Below are 13,473 nucleotides of genomic sequence, written 5' to 3'. Positions count from 1 at the left end.
CGCCCGCGACAACGCGAACCGCAGCTATCGTGACCTGCTCAGGCCGCTGCTCGCCTCAGACCCCCGCACCAACACGGTTTGCTGACACCGCCCCCTGCGACATGTGGAGACTCCAGTGGATAACACGGCGCGGATCCCGGTGATGAACCTCGGGATACTCTGATACCAGACGAGATATCAGCCGTACCGCGACCAATCCAGCCGGAAATTCGCAATTCATCCACCGGTGCAAAGGATGAATGCGACGCTGTGGGTGGTTGGTGGGGTGCAGAGATCATACACGATTCATCCACGTTGGTTTATAAGACGTATTAATATTTAAATACTTGATAATAATGAAGTTATTTATGACGTTCCGGATTCGTTTTGTTTTTTGCCAACAGAGCGTCCTGTTGCCCGGTCAAGACCTGAACAAGCCATGTACAACCCGATAATCCAGATGTTTGCGGGACTCTACACAAACTACATTCTTTCCATTCTTATCATTATTGAATAGTGGGAAGGCGACCGAGAAAGGTGCACGATGACCGACACGCTGAGCATGATCCACGCATGGGTTATTGACGCGCTGATCCTTGGCTATCCATGGATAAAGGCCTTCCATATCATGGCGGTCATCACCTGGATGGCCGGGATATTCTATCTGCCGCGCCTGTACGTCTATCACGCCGAACGGTCGCAGCCGGGCGATGCCCGCGACGATGTTTTTCAGGTGATGGAGTCGAAGCTTCTGAAGCTGATCATGAACCCATCTCTGATCGCTGTGTGGGTGCTGGGGTTGCTGCTTGTCCTGACGCCGGGGATTGTCGACTGGTCGATGGTCTGGCCGTGGACGAAGGGCGCCGCCCTGATCGCGATGACATGGTTTCACATGTGGCTGGCAGCGCGCCGCAAGGATTTCGTAGCCGGCAGGAACCGGCATACCGGGCGCCGGTACAGGATGATGAATGAACTCCCGACCATCCTGATGGTCGTGATCGTACTGTCGGTGATCTTGAAGTTCTGAGCGGGTTTGACAGCGCGACGTATTTTGCGTAAGGGCAGACCAAGCCATCCGTCCGGATGCGCAGCTTCATAACACTATTGGCCGTATTGGCGCGTTGCGTGCCACGGCACAGGGTATCCCCATGACGAGCGATGTGATCGAGCGGCTCAACCTGTCCGAGCTGAAAACAAAAAGTCCGAAAGACCTGCTGGCGATGGCCGAGGAACTCGAGATCGAGAACGCATCGACCATGCGCAAGGGCGACATGATGTTCTCGATCCTCAAGGAAATGGCCGAGGACGAGTGGGAAATCGGCGGCGACGGGGTGCTCGAGGTTTTGCAGGACGGCTTCGGTTTCTTGCGCTCGCCCGAGGCGAACTATCTTCCCGGGCCCGACGATATCTACGTATCGCCCGAGATGATCCGGCATCACGCCCTGCGTACCGGCGACACGATCGAAGGCGTGATGAAGGCGCCGCAGGACAGCGAACGCTATTTCGCACTGACCAAGGTCGAGGGGATAAACTTTCAGGAACCTGACAAGGCGCGCCACAAGATCGCCTTCGAGAACCTGACACCGCTTTATCCCGACGAGCGGCTGACCATGGAGATCGAAGACCCGACCATCAAGGACCGAACCGCGCGGGTGATCGACCTTGTCGCGCCGATCGGCAAGGGGCAGCGCGGGCTGATCGTCGCACCGCCGCGCACCGGTAAGACCGTGATCCTGCAAAATATTGCGCACTCGATCGAAAAGAACCATCCGGAGTGCTATCTGATCGTCTTGTTGATAGACGAGCGCCCCGAGGAAGTGACCGACATGCAACGTTCGGTCAAAGGCGAGGTGGTGTCGTCGACATTCGACGAACCGGCGACGCGACATGTCGCCGTGTCCGAGATGGTGATCGAAAAGGCCAAGCGGCTGGTCGAGCACAAGCGCGACGTGGTTATCCTGCTCGATTCCATCACCCGCCTGGGCCGCGCATTCAACACCGTGGTGCCGTCATCGGGCAAGGTGCTGACCGGCGGTGTCGATGCCAACGCCCTGCAACGCCCCAAGCGCTTCTTCGGCGCGGCACGGAATGTCGAGGAAGGCGGGTCGCTGACCATCATCGCGACAGCCCTGATCGACACCGGCAGCCGCATGGACGAGGTAATCTTCGAAGAATTCAAGGGCACCGGCAACAGCGAACTGGTACTGGATCGCAAGATCGCCGACAAACGCGTATTCCCGGCTATCGACATCCTCAAGTCCGGCACGCGCAAGGAAGATCTGCTTATCGAAAAGGCGGACCTTCAGAAAACCTTTGTGCTGCGACGTATCCTCAACCCGATGGGAACGACGGATGCGATCGAGTTCCTGTTGTCGAAGCTCAAGCAGACCAAGACCAATTCCGAGTTCTTCGATTCTATGAACACCTGACGATTGCCGCCGCGATTGGGGGCTTCCATGGACACGATTTTTGCCGCGGCCACGGCGCAGGGCAAGGCCGGCGTTGCGGTCATCCGGGTTTCCGGCCCGTTGGCGCACGGGGCGGCGCGGCAGTTGTGCGGCGATCTTCCGCCGGCGCGCGTCGCCGGCTTGCGGGTCTTGCGCGGAAGGGATGGGAAGCAGCTCGACCAGGGGTTGGTGCTGCGGTTCCAGGAAAAGGCCAGCTTTACGGGCGAAGACGTTGTCGAGCTTCACCTGCATGGCAGCCGTGCCGTGATATCCGCCGTGCTGCGAGAGCTGTCCGCGATGGATGGCTTGCGTCACGCGGAGGCCGGTGAATTTACCCGCCAGGCGCTTGAAAACGGTCGTCTCGACCTGGCCGAGGTCGAGGGGCTGGCCGATCTTGTCGAGGCGGAGACCGAAATGCAGCGCCGCCAGGCGTTGCGTGGGTTGTCGGGCGAACTTGGCGCGTTGACCGAGGCATGGCGCAGCGACCTGATCCGCGCAGCGGCACTTCTGGAAGCGACGATAGATTTCGCCGATGAAGAGGTGCCCGAGGACGTCACGCCCGAGGTCGGCGCCCTGTTGCGCCGCGTGGGCGATGCGCTGGCAGCGCAGATCGGTGGCGTTGCAGCGGCAGAACGGGTGCGCGACGGCTTCGAAGTGGCGATTGTCGGTGCGCCCAACGTTGGCAAGTCGACGTTGCTGAACCGTCTTGCGGGGCGCGACGCTGCGATTACTTCGGAATATGCGGGCACGACACGCGACGTGATCGAAGTACGGATGGAGATCGGCGGCCTGCCGGTAACCTTGCTGGATACCGCCGGCTTGCGCGAAACCTCGGATGCGGTGGAAAATATCGGCGTCCAACGGGCGCGTGACCGTGCTGCGGCTGCAGACCTGCGGGTGTTTCTGGTAGGGGAGTCGGAAAGCCTCGACGAGCCGAAGGCGCATGACGATATCGTCTTGCGCGCCAAGGCCGATCTTCGCGATGACAAGACGAACGGAATTTCCGGAGTTTCCGGCGAAGGTGTCGACGCGCTTATCAGTGCAATCACCGCGCGCCTGTCGGATCGTGTGGGCGGGGCGGGGTTGGCAACGCGGGAGCGTCATCGCATGGCCATGCAGGACGCGGCGGATTGCATCGCCCGGGCGATGACCCTTATATCAGGAGAGACCGGGCAGACGGACGTGGCGGCGGAAGAACTTCGTTCGGCGGTGCGCGGGCTCGAGGCGCTGATCGGGCGGGTGGATGTTGAAAATGTACTCGACGAGATCTTTTCGAGTTTCTGCGTTGGAAAGTGAGGAGTGTTTCACGTGAAACAACCGGATTTCGACGTCGTGGTCGTTGGTGGCGGGCATGCAGGCTGCGAGGCCGCGCATGCAGCGGCGCGCCTTGGTGCGCGAACGGCGTTGGTGACCCTCGACGAGGCCGGCATCGGCGTGATGTCGTGCAACCCCGCGATCGGAGGCCTGGGGAAAGGCCACCTGGTGCGCGAGGTGGATGCGTTCGATGGCGTGATGGGTCGGGTCGCCGATGCCGCTGGCATACAGTTTCGCCTGCTCAATCGGCGCAAAGGGCCGGCGGTTCAAGGGCCGCGCGCACAATGCGACCGCGATGTGTACCGCAAGACGATGCTGGCGGTGACGAAAGCGACGAACAATCTCGACATCGTCAAGGGCGAGGTCGTCGATTTTCTCATGTCGTCAAGCGCGGTGTGTGCCGTCCGGCTCGCGGACGGGTCCGAGCTCCGGGCGCAGTCGGTGGTGCTGACCACGGGGACGTTCCTGCGCGGTGTCATCCATATCGGCGACGTCTCGCATGAGGGCGGGCGAATGGGCGAGAGGCCGTCGGTAAGGCTGGCAGAAAGGATCGACGGGTTCGGCTTGTCGCTGGGTCGCCTCAAGACCGGGACGCCGCCGCGGCTGGCCTCCCGCAGCATCGACTGGGGCGCGCTGGAATCGCAACCTGGCGACAACGCGCCGGTGTTGTTTTCCTTCCTGTCGGAGGCACCGCAATTGCGCCAGGTCGCTTGCGGCATCACCCAAACGAACGCGGCGACACACGAGATCATCCGCGATAACCTGTCGCGGTCGGCCATGTATGGCGGCCATATCGATGGCGTCGGGCCACGCTACTGCCCCTCGATCGAAGACAAGGTGGTGCGGTTTTCCGACAAGGAGTCGCACCAGATATTCCTTGAACCCGAGGGCTTGCAAAGCGATCTGGTCTATCCCAACGGCATCTCGACGTCGCTGCCGGAAGATGTGCAGCACGACTATGTGCGTTCGATCAAGGGGCTGGAGAGCGCCGAGATCAGGCAGCCCGGATATGCCATCGAGTACGATTACGTCGATCCGCGGGCGCTTGACCTGTCGCTGGCGGTAAAGGCGGTTCCTGGTCTCTACCTGGCGGGTCAGATCAACGGAACCACCGGATACGAAGAGGCGGCGGCCCAAGGCCTAGTGGCCGGTCTGAACGCCGCGCAAAGCGCGTGCGCTCGGGAGCCCGTGCAGTTCAGCCGCTCCGACAGCTATATCGGCGTGATGATCGATGACCTCGTGACCCGCGGTGTGAGCGAGCCATATCGCATGTTCACGTCGCGCGCTGAATTCCGGCTTTCGCTTCGTGCGGACAACGCCGACCAAAGGCTGACGTCGCGCGGCTTGGTGATCGGCTGCATCTCGGATAGCCGGCGCGCCGCCTTCGAGGAGAAGATGGAACGGCTTGAGCGCGGGCGCGCCATGCTGATGGCCGAAAGCTATACGCCGAAGCAGCTTCTCGATGCCGGATTCCGGGTGAACCAGGATGGCGCACGGCGCACGGGTTATCAGCTACTCGCGTTTCCGGATGTCGATTTCGCACGACTGACAGAGATTGCACCGAAGCTTGACGCGGTCGACGCGCAGGCGCGCGCGCAGCTTGAGCGGGAGGCACTCTACGCCAATTACATCCAGCGGCAGGCGCGGGACGTCGAGGCGTTGCAACGCGACGAGCAGCAGGCGATTCCAGACGGATTCGATTTCGATCGAATCGGGGGGCTGTCGAACGAGGTGCGGTCCAAGCTCGAAGCAGCGCGCCCGGCCAACCTGGCCCAGGCTGCGCGGATCGACGGAATGACCCCGGCCGCGCTGGCGCTGCTATTCGTACATATCCGGCAGGGCGAAAAAGCGAAGTCGGCATGACCGGCGATGGCCCGGTGGGGCCAGATGTTTCACGTGAAACAAGGGCGCGGCTGGAAATCCTTGCATCTCTGCTGAAACGATGGAACCCGCGCATCAATCTTGTGTCCCGTAGCAGTGTGCCGGACTTGTGGACCCGGCACATTCGCGATTCGGCGCAACTTCTGGCCCACGCACCGCCCAGAACCGCGCACTGGCTGGATATCGGTAGCGGCGGCGGGTTTCCGGGGCTGGTGATCGCCGCCATGATGGAAGAGCGCGGTGCACCGCAACAAATCACGCTGGTTGAAAGCGATGCCCGAAAGTGCGCCTTTCTGCGCAGCGTGATCCGCGAGGCCGGGCTTGCCGCCACCGTGCGCGCCGAGCGAATCGAGGACGTACCGCCCTTGTCCGCGACAACCATTTCGGCGCGGGCATTGGCGCCGCTGCCGCAATTGCTGGAGATGGCGCATCGCCACGCGGTGCCCGGCGCCACGTACCTGTTTCCGAAAGGGCGCAGGTGGCAGCAGGAGCTTGCGGAGGCAAAATCTGGATGGTCGTTTGACTACGAGGCGGTAAAAAGCGAAACAGAACCCGACGCCGTCATTCTCAAGATCGGAGGACTCACTCGTGCCTGATCCCATTGACCCGCCGGGGCCAAGACTCATCGCGATTGCCAACCAGAAGGGCGGGGTCGGCAAAACCACCACGACGATCAACCTTGGTGCTGCCCTGGTCGCTCTTGGCCGCAAGGTGCTGATCGTTGATCTCGACCCGCAGGGAAACGCCTCGACCGGGCTGGGCGTCGAGCCCTCGGCGCGTGACTACACCACTTATGATCTGTTGCTCGACGATGTCGGGCTTGGCGAAGTGATCAAGCCGACTGCGACCGATCGCCTGATGATTGTGCCCGCTACCATCGATCTTTCCTCGGCCGATATCGAACTGGTCTCCAACGAAAAGCGCAGCTACCTGCTTCACGACGCACTGCGCCAGAGCGCGATGGATGCCTACGCCTTCGATTACGTGCTGATCGACTGCCCGCCGTCGCTGAGCCTTCTGACGGTAAACGCCATGGTTGCCGCGCATTCGGTGTTGATCCCGCTGCAATCGGAGTTTTTTGCGCTGGAAGGGCTGTCGCAGTTGTTGCTGACCATCCGCGAGGTGCGGCAAAGCGCGAATCCCGATCTTCGTATCGAAGGCGTTCTGCTGACGATGTATGATGCCCGCAACAACCTTTCGCAGCAGGTCGAGTCGGACGCGCGCGACAACCTTGGCGATCTGGTTTGCAAGACGGTAATCCCCCGCAACGTGCGGGTTTCCGAGGCGCCCTCATACGCGCAGCCGGTGCTGGATTACGATCCGGCATCAAAGGGCGCAAAGGCCTATATGGCGCTTGCCACGGAATTGATTGAAAAGCACGCCGGCGTTCCGGCTTGAGACAGGAAACCAGGATGTCCGACAAGAAATCGAAGAATCGCGGATTGGGGCGTGGGCTTTCGGCGCTCATGGCTGATGTCAGCCAGGCCGAGGAGGCGACCGCGCCCGAAGCCGGCGCGGCGGCGGCCGACCAGATCGTGCCGATCGAAAAGATACATCCGAACCCCGATCAGCCGCGCCGCAGCTTTACCACATCCGACCTCGAAGAATTGGCCGCGTCGATCCGCGAAAAGGGCGTGATCCAGCCGTTGATCGTTCGCCGCCGGGCAGGTGGGGCAGGAGGCTACGAGATCGTCGCCGGCGAACGGCGGTGGCGCGCGGCACAGATGGCCAAGCTGCACGAGCTGCCCGTCCTGGTGCGTGACTTCGACGATTCGGAGGTGCTGGAAATTGCCATTATCGAAAACATCCAGCGCGCCGATCTCAACCCGGTGGAAGAGGCCGCCGGTTATCGCCAGTTGATGGAAAAATTCGGCCATACGCAGGAAAAGCTGTCCGAGGTGCTGGGCAAGAGCCGGAGCTACATTGCCAACCTGGTGCGCCTGCTCGGGCTACCGGAGGAGGTTCAGACCTACCTGCGCGAGGGTAAGCTGTCGGCCGGGCATGCGCGGGCACTGATCACCTCGCAGGATCCGGCCGCGCTGGCCCGAAAGGTTGTCAATTCCGGCCTATCTGTCAGGGAAACCGAGAAACTGGTGCGCAAGGACGCGGCGAATGATGCCTCGCGCACACCGCGCAAGACGGCCGGGGCCGAGAAGGACGCCGACACCAAGGCGCTGGAAGGCGACCTGTCGGCGGCGCTCGGGATGCGGGTGGTGATCCAGCACGACGCCGAGCACGAATCCGGTCGTGTCACGATCGGGTATGACACGCTCGACCAACTCGACGAGCTATGCCGTATGCTGTCGTCTACCCGTTAGGGCGGGTCCAGATAAAGATCAGCACCGCAAGCAATACCAGGCCCTGTACCAGCAGGATTACCGGCTTCAGTGCCAGGACGATGGAAAGCACGAACACCAGCGCGATCGACACGGTGGCATAGCGTTTCGCCCGCGGATTGATCGCGCCGCGCTCGTGCCATTCGACGATCGCACGCCCGAACACCGGGTGCCCCAGTAGCCAAGCGTGCAGCCGGTCGGAGGAACGGGCAAAGAAAAACGCCGCCAGCAGCATGAACGGCACGGTCGGAAGAAGGGGCAGGAATGCGCCCAGCATTCCCAGCCCGACACAAGCGATTCCCAGCGTTGCCCAAACGTATCGCATCGCTACCCTGACAACAGCTCACGCGTGATCGCGTTCAGCAACGGGCGGCCTTTTTCGGTGACGCGCATGGTGTCGCCGGAAACCTCGATCATACCCATTCCAGATAGATAGCTCAGCTTTTCGCAGGGCAAGGGATGCCCCGAAAGCGCGCGGTAGCGACCCAGGGCAATGCCATCAGACAGACGGAGCCCCATCATCAGGAATTCGTCGGCCTGCTGTGCGGGTGCAATTGCGTCGCGCGTGGCCTCGCCGTGCCCGGAGTCGACCGCATCCAGCCATGCCCCCGGCGCATGGTGGCCGACGGTCGCATGGCGCTGACCATCCAGCGTCAGCCGCCCATGCGCGCCCGGGCCGATGCCGACGAAATCCCCGTAGCGCCAGTAAATCATGTTGTGGCGCGACTCAGCGCCCGGAGCGGCATGGTTCGACACTTCGTAGCCACTTAGGTCCGCCGCTTGACACAAGTCTTGCGTGAGCAGGTACATATCAGCGGTTTCGTCCTCGTCGGGCAGGCCGCGCAGTGTGCCACGCGCGAACCGGTCGCCAAAGGCGGTGCCGGGCTCTATGGTCAGTTGGTAAAGCGACAGGTGATCGACGGCCATCGCCAGGGCCTGTTCCAGCTCCTTTTGCCAATCCTGCACCGTCTGACCCTGGCGCGCGTAGATCAGATCGAAGCTCACGCGCGAAAAGTTCTGCCGCGCGATGTCGAAGGCGGTGTATGCCTCTTCCACGCTGTGCAATCGCCCGAGCCGCGCCAAATCACGGTTGTTCAGGGCTTGAATACCCATCGACACGCGGTTGACGCCGGCGGTGCTGTAGCCACGAAAACGGCCGGCCTCGACCGAGCTCGGGTTGGCTTCCAGAGTGATTTCCGGCGCGTTGGCCATTGGCCAGAGCCGGGCGATGCGATCCAGGATCGCGCCGACGACATCGGGGTTCATCAGGCTGGGTGTGCCGCCCCCGAAGAATACGGATGTCACGACCCGGCCCGGCACCTCGGCAGCGTAGCGGTCCAACTCGGACAGGTAGGCGCGGCACCAGTGATCCTGGTCGGTTTCACGTGAAACATGGCTGTTGAAATCGCAATAGGGGCACTTGGCCTGGCAGAACGGCCAATGGACATAAAGGCCGAATCCCCCCTCTTGCCAGTCTTCAGTCAAGGCAGGCCTGCGTGAAGCGGTTGAGCGCATCCGCGCGGTGGCTGATGCGGTTCTTTTCCCAGCGATCCATTTCGCCGAACGTGACGTCATAGCCATCTGCCTGGAAGATGGGGTCATACCCGTGGCCGCCTTCGCCGCGCATCGGCCAGACGATCCGCCCTTCGATCACACCAGGAAAGACCGCGTCATGCCCATCGGGCCAGGCCAGCACCAGTGTGCACCGAAACCGCGCCGTCCACGGCTGCGATGCGCCCCTGGCAACGAGCGCGTCGTGAACCCGCCCCATCGCCATGGAAAAGTCGCGACCAGAGCCTGTTTCGGCCCAATCCGCCGTGTAAACGCCCGGCGCGCCGTCCAGCGCGTCGATCTCAAGTCCGCTGTCATCGGCCAGGGCGGGTAACCCGGTGGCCCGGGCGGCGGCGTGGGCCTTGATGCGGGCATTGCCGACAAAGGTCGTCTCGGTCTCGTCCGGCTCGGAAAGGGCGTGATCGGCGGCGCCGCTAACGGCAACGCCGTATGGCTTCAGCAGCGCGGCGATCTCTTCGAGCTTGCCGCGGTTATGGGTTGCCACGAGTAGCGACTGTCCCTTTTCAAGCTGCCGCATCGACCGCGGCTTTCTGGGTTTGCGCCAGTTCAGACACGCCTTTTTCGGCCAGGTCCATCAAGGTGTTTGTCTGATCGCGGGTGAACGTGGCGCCCTCGGCCGACATCTGAACCTCGATCAGCCGACCGCTTTCAAGCATGATGAAATTGCCATCGACGCCGGCCTCGCTGTCTTCGAGATAGTCGAGGTCAAGCACCGGCTGCCCAGCAAATATGCCACATGATACCGCTGCGACCGGCTCGATCAGCGGATCGCTGGCCAGTTCGCCGACGGACATCAGCCGCCCCACCGCGAGCCGCAACGCAACCCAGCCGCCGGTGATCGCCGCGCAGCGCGTGCCGCCATCGGCCTGGATGACGTCGCAATCGACGGTGATCTGCCGTTCACCCAAAGCGACGCGGTCGACACCCGCGCGCAGGGCGCGACCGATAAGCCGTTGAATTTCAACCGTTCTTCCGCCCTGTTTGCCAGCGGTGGCCTCGCGCCGCATGCGCGAGCCCGTTGACCGGGGCAGCATACCGTACTCGGCTGTTACCCAGCCCAGGCCGCTGCCCTTCAGAAAGGGCGGCACCCGCGGCTCCACCGAGGCGGTGCAAAGCACATGCGTGTCGCCGATGCGAATCATGCAAGACCCTTCGGCATGTTTCGTGATATCGGTTTCGATTGAAACCGGGCGCATATCGCTTAAGTCCCTACCCGAAGGTCGCATGGTATTCCCCTGTCAAGTCAGGGCGGGGATACAGCCACTCGGACATGTGGCGCAACCCCGATTGACCTTTCGGCGCGAAGGCCTTTAATGGCGGATCGGAGCGGACAAGAGGCATGCGAGAAGACTCGAACACCCTTAACGACCTGGACGATCGCTCGCGCGAAGTGTTTCGGCGCGTTGTCGAAGCGTACCTTGCCAGCGGCGACCCCATCGGCAGCCGCACGCTCAGCCGCGCGATGAGCGAAAAGGTCAGCCCCGCCACCATCCGCAACGCCATGCAGGATCTCGAGCATCTGGGGCTTGTCGGCAGCCCGCATGTCAGCGCCGGGCGGGTTCCCACGCAGGCCGGGTTGCGGATGTTCGTGGACGGTTTCCTCGAGGTCGGCGATCTCGACGCGCTGGACAGGCAGCGAATCGACGACACGCTTGGCAGCAATTCGCAGGACGTATCGGGCATCCTCGACCGGCTCAGCACCGCGCTGTCGGGGGTCACAAGGGGCGCATCGCTGGTGTTGGCGCCCAAGCACGAAGCGCCGATCAAGCATGTCGAATTCGTCAGTCTGGCCCCCGACCGCGCGCTGGTGGTGCTGGTCTTCGCCGATGGCCAGGTCGAGAACCGCCTGTTCACGCCGCCGACGGGCCAGACCCCGTCGGCGATGCGCGAGGCGGCCAATTTCGTCAACGCCCTGGCCGAAGGCAAGACGCTCAGCGACCTGCAATCGCAGATGCGCATCCAGATCAAGGCGCGCCGCCAGGAGATCGACAGCCTCGCCCGCGAACTGGTCAAGAGCGGTCTCGCCGTGTGGGAGGACGAAGGAGAACATGCCGAGCGCCTGATCGTGCGCGGCCGTGCCAACCTGCTGTGCCCGGAGGGCAGCGAGGAAGACCTCGAACGCATCCGCAACCTGTTTGACGATCTCGAGCGTAAGCGCGATATTGCCGAGTTCCTGGAGCTGGCCGAGCAGGGCGAGGGCGTACGGATTTTTATCGGCTCGGAGAACAAACTTTTTTCCCTTTCGGGTTCCTCTTTGGTTGTCTCTCCATATATGAACGCCGATCGAAAGGTAGTCGGCGCGGTCGGCGTCATTGGCCCGACGCGCCTGAATTATGGACGAATCGTGCCGATCGTGGACTACACGGCACAGCTGGTCGGGAAACTTATCTCCGACCGGAGCTAGAGGTGAAAAATGGCAGATCCGAAAAACGATGAATTTCTCGACGACATCGACGCCGCCGAATCCGAGGAGTACGCCGACAGGGCGGCCGAGATGGACGACGTGGAAGTCGAACTCGACAGCCTGCGCGCCGAACGCGATGACTACCGCGACCGGTTCATGCGGGCGCTGGCCGACGCCGAGAACACGCGCAAGCGCTCGGAAAAGGATCGTCGCGAGGCGGAGAAATATGGCGGATCGAAACTGGCGCGCGACATGCTGCCCGTTTACGATAACCTCAAGCGTGCACTGGATGCGGCCACCGACGAACAGCGCGCCGCGTTCGGCCCGTTGCTGGAAGGCGTGGAACTGACCATGCGCGAGCTGCTCAGTGTGTTCAGCAAACACGGTATCGAGCCGGTTTCACCGCAAGTTGGCGATCGGTTCGATCCGCAATTGCACCAGGCGATGTTCGAAGCGCCGGTTCCCAACACCACTGCCGGCGAGATCATCCAGGTTTCCACCGAGGGTTTCTTGCTGCACGACCGCCTGCTCCGTCCGGCGCAGGTGGGCGTGTCCTCGATGGTTGCGCAAAACGCGGGAAGCGGCGGAAAGTAAGACTATCCCATGCTTTCCAGCAGGGTTTGGTGCCGCGCGGTGAATTCGGCGCGCACGTCCCGCGGTGCCCGCAGCCTTATACGCAAGCCCTGCATCGCGTCGGCCCTCGGGCGACCGAACAGCCGGTTCGCCTCGGGCTCCGAAAAGCCCGCGATCTCGACCGCTTCCATCCAGGCGCTGATCCTGTCGGCCCGCTTTATGGTGCGTCGCACCTTGTCTGGAAGCACCGCCGGCAGACCGAACCGCACCCGGATCGCGGCGGCGAGCCGCGCGTCAAGCTCCGCGTAGCCGGGGCCCACAGACGTCTTCACCGGGCTGATCATGTCGCCGATCACGTATTCCGGCGCATCGTGCAGCAACGCCGCCAGCCGCCACCGGGTCGGGCCGCGCGGTGCAAGTCGGGCGAACAGCTCTTCCACCAGCAGCGAATGCTCGGCCACCGAATAGGGGTAATCGCCGTGCGTCTGCCCGTTCCAGCGCGCGACGAAAGCCAGCCCGTGCGCGATGTCCTCGATCTCGATATCCACCGGCGTCGGGTCGAGTAGGTCAAGCCTGCGGCCCGACAGCATCCGTTGCCATGCTCTTTGATCGCTCATTCCAATCGGCTCTCTGCGCCCGGGGTGCCCGCGGGATGTTCCCGTATTGCCGCCCTGATGCGCCAATGCTATCGCCGTGGTCAAACAGGTTTTTCCCAAAGGAGTTTCACCAATGACCCAGGACCACATAATCAAGGACATTTCGCTTGCGGATTACGGTCGCAAGGAGATTGCGATTGCGGAGACGGAGATGCCGGGTCTCATTGCGTTGCGCGAGGAGTTCGGCGCTGCGCAGCCGCTGAAGGGTGCGCGGATTGCGGGTTCGCTTCACATGACGGTTCAGACTGCCGTGCTGATCGAGACGCTGGCGGCGCTGGGGGCGGATGTTCGCTGGGCGTCGTGCAACATTT

15 protein-coding genes are annotated in these 13,473 nt (G+C 62.5%); 10 read left to right on the top strand and 5 right to left on the bottom strand.

Annotated features, from left to right (window positions below; translation table 11 throughout):
• Positions 1 to 523: 523 nt before the first annotated feature.
• The 7 genes from hemJ to Q0L89_RS06625 all read left to right on the top strand — a co-directional run bounded on the left by hemJ (position 524) and on the right by Q0L89_RS06625 (position 7,939).
• Positions 524 to 1,006 carry a protoporphyrinogen oxidase HemJ gene (gene hemJ / locus Q0L89_RS06655; RefSeq protein ID WP_296763370.1) on the top strand — a complete coding sequence of 161 codons (483 nt, stop codon included), beginning with the start codon at positions 524 to 526 and terminating at the stop codon, positions 1,004 to 1,006.
• A 121-nt stretch (positions 1,007 to 1,127) separates the two neighbouring features.
• Positions 1,128 to 2,408: a transcription termination factor Rho gene (gene rho, locus Q0L89_RS06650; protein WP_296763369.1), complete on the top strand. Its 1,281-nt coding sequence runs from the start codon at positions 1,128 to 1,130 to the stop codon at positions 2,406 to 2,408.
• A gap of 27 nt (positions 2,409 to 2,435) precedes the next feature.
• Complete coding sequence (gene mnmE, locus Q0L89_RS06645; RefSeq protein ID WP_296763368.1) at positions 2,436 to 3,722, top strand: tRNA uridine-5-carboxymethylaminomethyl(34) synthesis GTPase MnmE; 1,287 nt, start codon at positions 2,436 to 2,438, stop codon at positions 3,720 to 3,722.
• Positions 3,723 to 3,725: 3 nt separating this feature from the next.
• Positions 3,726 to 5,603 (top strand): tRNA uridine-5-carboxymethylaminomethyl(34) synthesis enzyme MnmG, encoded by a 1,878-nt coding sequence (gene mnmG / locus Q0L89_RS06640; protein WP_296763367.1) that lies wholly within the window; start codon positions 3,726 to 3,728, stop codon positions 5,601 to 5,603.
• Positions 5,600 to 6,217 carry a 16S rRNA (guanine(527)-N(7))-methyltransferase RsmG gene (gene rsmG, locus Q0L89_RS06635; protein ID WP_296763366.1) on the top strand — a complete coding sequence of 206 codons (618 nt, stop codon included), beginning with the start codon at positions 5,600 to 5,602 and terminating at the stop codon, positions 6,215 to 6,217. The genes mnmG and rsmG overlap by 4 nt, the downstream gene beginning before the upstream one ends.
• On the top strand, positions 6,210 to 7,019 hold the full coding sequence (locus tag Q0L89_RS06630; protein ID WP_296763365.1) for an AAA family ATPase: 810 nt from the start codon (positions 6,210 to 6,212) through the stop codon (positions 7,017 to 7,019). The genes rsmG and Q0L89_RS06630 overlap by 8 nt, the downstream gene beginning before the upstream one ends.
• A gap of 14 nt (positions 7,020 to 7,033) precedes the next feature.
• Positions 7,034 to 7,939: a ParB/RepB/Spo0J family partition protein gene (locus Q0L89_RS06625; protein ID WP_296763364.1), complete on the top strand. Its 906-nt coding sequence runs from the start codon at positions 7,034 to 7,036 to the stop codon at positions 7,937 to 7,939.
• On the opposite strand, the gene Q0L89_RS06620 is transcribed toward Q0L89_RS06625, so the two are convergent.
• The 4 genes from Q0L89_RS06620 to rph are packed head-to-tail and all read right to left on the bottom strand — an operon-like array spanning position 7,929 to position 10,755.
• Positions 7,929 to 8,282: a YbaN family protein gene (locus Q0L89_RS06620; protein ID WP_296763363.1), complete on the bottom strand. Its 354-nt coding sequence runs from the start codon at positions 8,280 to 8,282 to the stop codon at positions 7,929 to 7,931. The genes Q0L89_RS06625 and Q0L89_RS06620 overlap by 11 nt on opposite strands.
• Before the next feature lie 2 nt (positions 8,283 to 8,284).
• Complete coding sequence (gene hemW / locus Q0L89_RS06615) at positions 8,285 to 9,472, bottom strand: radical SAM family heme chaperone HemW (protein ID WP_296763371.1); 1,188 nt, start codon at positions 9,470 to 9,472, stop codon at positions 8,285 to 8,287.
• Entirely contained in the window at positions 9,435 to 10,046 is a 612-nt protein-coding gene (rdgB, locus tag Q0L89_RS06610; RefSeq protein WP_296763362.1) for an RdgB/HAM1 family non-canonical purine NTP pyrophosphatase, read from the bottom strand. The genes hemW and rdgB overlap by 38 nt, the downstream gene beginning before the upstream one ends.
• Positions 10,033 to 10,755 carry a ribonuclease PH gene (gene rph, locus Q0L89_RS06605; protein WP_296763361.1) on the bottom strand — a complete coding sequence of 241 codons (723 nt, stop codon included), beginning with the start codon at positions 10,753 to 10,755 and terminating at the stop codon, positions 10,033 to 10,035. Before rph ends, rdgB begins: the two co-directional genes overlap by 14 nt.
• Positions 10,756 to 10,868: 113 nt before the next feature.
• Between rph and hrcA the strand changes: the two genes are divergently transcribed.
• The gene (gene hrcA / locus Q0L89_RS06600; protein ID WP_296763360.1) at positions 10,869 to 11,933 is read left to right on the top strand and encodes a heat-inducible transcriptional repressor HrcA; all 1,065 of its coding nucleotides are present in this window, start codon (positions 10,869 to 10,871) and stop codon (positions 11,931 to 11,933) included.
• Positions 11,934 to 11,942: 9 nt separating this feature from the next.
• Positions 11,943 to 12,527 carry a nucleotide exchange factor GrpE gene (locus Q0L89_RS06595; RefSeq protein ID WP_296763359.1) on the top strand — a complete coding sequence of 195 codons (585 nt, stop codon included), beginning with the start codon at positions 11,943 to 11,945 and terminating at the stop codon, positions 12,525 to 12,527.
• A gap of 2 nt (positions 12,528 to 12,529) precedes the next feature.
• Here the strand turns inward: Q0L89_RS06595 and Q0L89_RS06590 are convergent, their stop codons facing one another.
• A complete protein-coding gene (locus tag Q0L89_RS06590; RefSeq protein WP_296763358.1) occupies positions 12,530 to 13,123 on the bottom strand; it encodes an HD family hydrolase in 594 nt (197 codons plus the stop codon).
• Between the two features lie 112 nt (positions 13,124 to 13,235).
• On the opposite strand from Q0L89_RS06590, the gene Q0L89_RS06585 reads away from it, so the two are divergent.
• Positions 13,236 to 13,473: adenosylhomocysteinase (locus Q0L89_RS06585; RefSeq protein WP_296763357.1), on the top strand; the 238-nt coding region annotated here is incomplete at its 3' end.

Source organism: Sediminimonas sp., assembly GCF_024637375.1.
Classification (GTDB): domain Bacteria; phylum Pseudomonadota; class Alphaproteobacteria; order Rhodobacterales; family Rhodobacteraceae; genus Sediminimonas.
Note: the sequence above shows the minus strand (reverse complement) of the source record. Positions and strands in the feature narration are given on the sequence as shown.

Excerpts from the sequence above, each read along its gene's own strand:
- hemJ (WP_296763370.1), top strand. The coding sequence starts at position 524 with ATGACCGACACGCTGAGCATGATCCACGCATGGGTTATTGACGCGCTG.
- rho (WP_296763369.1), top strand. The coding sequence starts at position 1,128 with ATGACGAGCGATGTGATCGAGCGGCTCAACCTGTCCGAGCTGAAAACA.
- mnmE (WP_296763368.1), top strand. The coding sequence starts at position 2,436 with ATGGACACGATTTTTGCCGCGGCCACGGCGCAGGGCAAGGCCGGCGTT.
- rsmG (WP_296763366.1), top strand. The coding sequence starts at position 5,600 with ATGACCGGCGATGGCCCGGTGGGGCCAGATGTTTCACGTGAAACAAGG.
- Q0L89_RS06625 (WP_296763364.1), top strand. The coding sequence starts at position 7,034 with ATGTCCGACAAGAAATCGAAGAATCGCGGATTGGGGCGTGGGCTTTCG.
- Q0L89_RS06620 (WP_296763363.1), bottom strand. The coding sequence starts at position 8,282 with ATGCGATACGTTTGGGCAACGCTGGGAATCGCTTGTGTCGGGCTGGGA.
- hemW (WP_296763371.1), bottom strand. The coding sequence starts at position 9,472 with ATGCGCTCAACCGCTTCACGCAGGCCTGCCTTGACTGAAGACTGGCAA.
- rdgB (WP_296763362.1), bottom strand. The coding sequence starts at position 10,046 with ATGCGGCAGCTTGAAAAGGGACAGTCGCTACTCGTGGCAACCCATAAC.
- rph (WP_296763361.1), bottom strand. The coding sequence starts at position 10,755 with ATGCGACCTTCGGGTAGGGACTTAAGCGATATGCGCCCGGTTTCAATC.
- hrcA (WP_296763360.1), top strand. The coding sequence starts at position 10,869 with ATGCGAGAAGACTCGAACACCCTTAACGACCTGGACGATCGCTCGCGC.
- Q0L89_RS06595 (WP_296763359.1), top strand. The coding sequence starts at position 11,943 with ATGGCAGATCCGAAAAACGATGAATTTCTCGACGACATCGACGCCGCC.
- Q0L89_RS06590 (WP_296763358.1), bottom strand. The coding sequence starts at position 13,123 with ATGAGCGATCAAAGAGCATGGCAACGGATGCTGTCGGGCCGCAGGCTT.